4 protein-coding genes are annotated in these 2,962 nt (G+C 62.9%); all 4 read right to left on the minus strand.

All coding sequences use genetic code 11. From position 1 onward, the window contains the following. On the minus strand, positions 1–723 hold a 723-nt coding region (locus tag ENZ75_RS26970; RefSeq protein WP_164888028.1), incomplete at its 3' end, for a BMP family ABC transporter substrate-binding protein. Between the two features lie 195 nt (positions 724–918). After that, positions 919–1,584 carry a peptide-methionine (S)-S-oxide reductase MsrA gene (gene msrA, locus ENZ75_RS26975; RefSeq protein ID WP_063168985.1) on the minus strand — a complete coding sequence of 222 codons (666 nt, stop codon included), beginning with the start codon at positions 1,582–1,584 and terminating at the stop codon, positions 919–921. Between the two features lie 32 nt (positions 1,585–1,616). Further along, entirely contained in the window at positions 1,617–1,940 is a 324-nt protein-coding gene (locus ENZ75_RS26980) for a hypothetical protein (RefSeq protein WP_024502789.1), read from the minus strand. Between the two features lie 306 nt (positions 1,941–2,246). After that, a partial coding sequence (locus ENZ75_RS26985; protein WP_128278444.1) for an MFS transporter occupies positions 2,247–2,962 on the minus strand: 716 nt, incomplete at its 5' end.

Consider the following 2,962-nt stretch of genomic DNA (forward strand, 5'->3'; position numbering starts at 1 on the left):
CAGGCCGTTCTGGTTGGAATCGACGCCGATGCCAAGCTTGCCGGCATCTGCCGCCGCCTGCAGCACGCCAACGCCGGTACCGCCTGCCGCGGCGTAGACCACGTCGGAGCCCTGGTCGATCTGCGTCTTGGCGATCTCGCCGCCCTTGGCCGGATCGTTCCAGGCAGCCGGCGTGTCACCCGTCATGTTCTGGATGACATCGGTCGCGCCGGCCGATTTGGCACCGCCGACATAGCCGCATTCGAACTTGCGGATCAGCGGGATGTCCATGCCGCCGACGAAGGAGACCTTCTTCGACTTCGAGGCCATCGCCGCCATGATGCCGACGAGATAGGAGCCTTCGTTTTCCTTGAATACCAGCGAGCGGACATTGGGCATGTCGACGGCGTCGTCGATGATGGCGAAGTTGAGATCGGGATATTCGGCCGCGACCTTCTTCAGCGCATCCTCCCAGGCGAAGCCGGCCATGACGATCGGGTTGTGGCCGTCCTCGGCGAAGCGGCGCAGCGCCTGCTCACGCTGCGAGGCGTTGGAGACCTCGAATTCGACGTAGGCCGTGCCGGTTTCCGTCTTGAATTTCTCGGCGCCGTGATAGGCAGCCTCGTTGAAGGATTTATCGAATTTGCCGCCGAGATCATAGAGGATGGCCGGCTGGACATCCGCGGCGAAAGCCGGAAGAACCATTGCGGTTGCGGCCAGGAGGCCGAGAACGATACGTTTCATGTGATCCACACCCTGTCGGTTATTTTTTCCGTTACGCACCGCATGCCGGCCCGGTTCTCCGGCAGGCATGCGACGTCAGCCAGGAGTGTATTCCCTCCCGCTCGGCGGCAATCTGGCATGGCCCGAAACAAAATTCACGCGGAATTTTGACCTTTTGGAAAAGCTTGGTGCGGGCAAGCCGCACCGCAGCTTGTGTCAGGCGGAGGCGGCGGCAGGGATGGCGCAAGCGACACCGGTGCCTTTGAGGTTGCACGTGCCGTAAGGATTCTTCGCCAGATATTGCTGGTGATCGGCTTCGGCGAAGTAGAATTCGGCCGCCGGGGCGATCTCGGTGGTGATCCTGCCGTGGCCGGCACCGCGCAGCGAGGTCTCATACGCATCGCGCGAGGCGCTCGCCGCCAACAGTTGCGCCTCGTCGCTCGTGTAGATCGCGGAGCGATAGGCGGTGCCGACATCATTGCCCTGGCGCATGCCCTGCGTGGGATCGTGGCTTTCCCAGAACAGCTTCAGAAGCCCAGCATAGGAGACGATCCCGGGGTCATGGACCACCAGCACCGCTTCGGCATGACCGGTTAGCCCGGTGCAGGTCTCCTGATAGGTCGGATTGGGCGTGAAGCCGCCGGCATAGCCGGCCGCGGTGACCCAGACGCCTTCGACCTGCCAGAACAGCCGCTCCGCAGCCCAGAAGCAGCCGAGCCCGAACATGGCCGTCTCCAGCCCCTCGGGATAAGGACCCTTGAGCGGTCTTTTCAAGACCTTGTGCCTGGATGCGGTCGGGATCGCCCTGGCGCGGCCCGGCAGGGCCTCGGAGGGCTTCGGCAGATTGAGCTTCTTGTTCAGCATGTCGCTGAGAAAGAACATGCGCGGGTTTCCCTCTCTTCGCGGAAAGCGGATCAGTTTGCGACGAACTGTCCGGCGCGACGTTGCCGCCTGTAGCCTATCGCATAGAGCAGGAAAGCCAGCACCGCGAACACGGCGAAGCCCGGCTGGTTCAGCACCCAGGCGATGGCGCCATCCCATAGCAGCGGGCTGGTCTTGGTTCGGATGAAGGTCTCGAAGGCGGCCCGCGTGTCGGGCGAGACCGCGAGCCAACTGCTGTTGAGCGGGGTCAGCACCAGCACGGAGGCCGCCACTGTGCGTGTCGCGTCGAGCACCGCCATGATGACGGAAATCGACAGCGCGATCATTGCGGCAAGACGAAAGACGAAGCGAAACATCAGAACCCTCCTCCGGGCTGGTCCTCTCCCGAGGGGCTTTTCAGAGATAGAATGCGCATGGCTGGATCGCAATCGCCATACGCGAATTTGCAGACTCCAAACTCAGGTCAACGGAGGGCCGGACGACAGTCAGTCGGGTCGCTTTTCATTGACATGTGAGGGCAGCTATGCTAATAGTTTGGGTATGGCGTTGACTTGCGCCGACGACCCGCCGCACAGGCGGGTTTTTGCGTTTGGTGCTCGCAAACCGACGCGCCGGCGAAGTCTCCCAAGACCGTGTGAACCCGGATTTGTTGCCCGCGCGAATTATGCGGCCGGCTTCCTTTTGTGCCGGTGGACACGCCAGACAGCAAAAACGCCGCCGCCGATGGCGCCGATCACCAGAAAGGCTACTCGAAAATCCACAAGATCGAGAGCGGGGCGATCCCTGACGATCTGCGACAGATTAAGGATCGCCGCCGCCACCGCGACGCCAAACAGCATCGCCACCTGCTGCAGCATCGAGGACAGCGTCGCCGCCGAGCTTCGTTGCGACGCATCGATGTCGGCGAAGGCCAGCGTGTTAAGGGCGGTGAACTGCATCGAGCGCGACAGGCCGGCAATCAGCATCAGCGCCACCACCAGCGCTTGCGGCGTCTGCGGCGAGATCGCTCCGCAAGCCATGATCGAGGCCGAGGCGATGATGCCGTTGACGACCATCACTGAGCGGAAACCGAAACGGCGCAGCGTCGGCGTGGTCACCGTCTTCATGCCGAGATTGCCAAGGAAATAGGCCAGGATCATCAAGCCGGCATCGACAGGCGAAAGGCCGAAGCCAACCTGGAACAGCAGCGGCAGCAGGAACGGCGTGGCGTTGATCGCCACCCGGAAAATGGTGCCGGCGGCAAGCGTCGAGATGGCGAAGGTCAGCACCTTGAACGAGGAGAGATCGAGCAGCGGATGCGGCGCGCGCCTGAGATGGCGCACCGCCAGCCAGCCGAGGACGATGCCGGCTACGATCAGCAGCGCTGTCGGCAGCACGC

This window comes from Mesorhizobium sp. M7A.F.Ca.CA.002.04.1.1, assembly GCF_004022805.1.
Lineage (GTDB): Bacteria > Pseudomonadota > Alphaproteobacteria > Rhizobiales > Rhizobiaceae > Mesorhizobium > Mesorhizobium ciceri.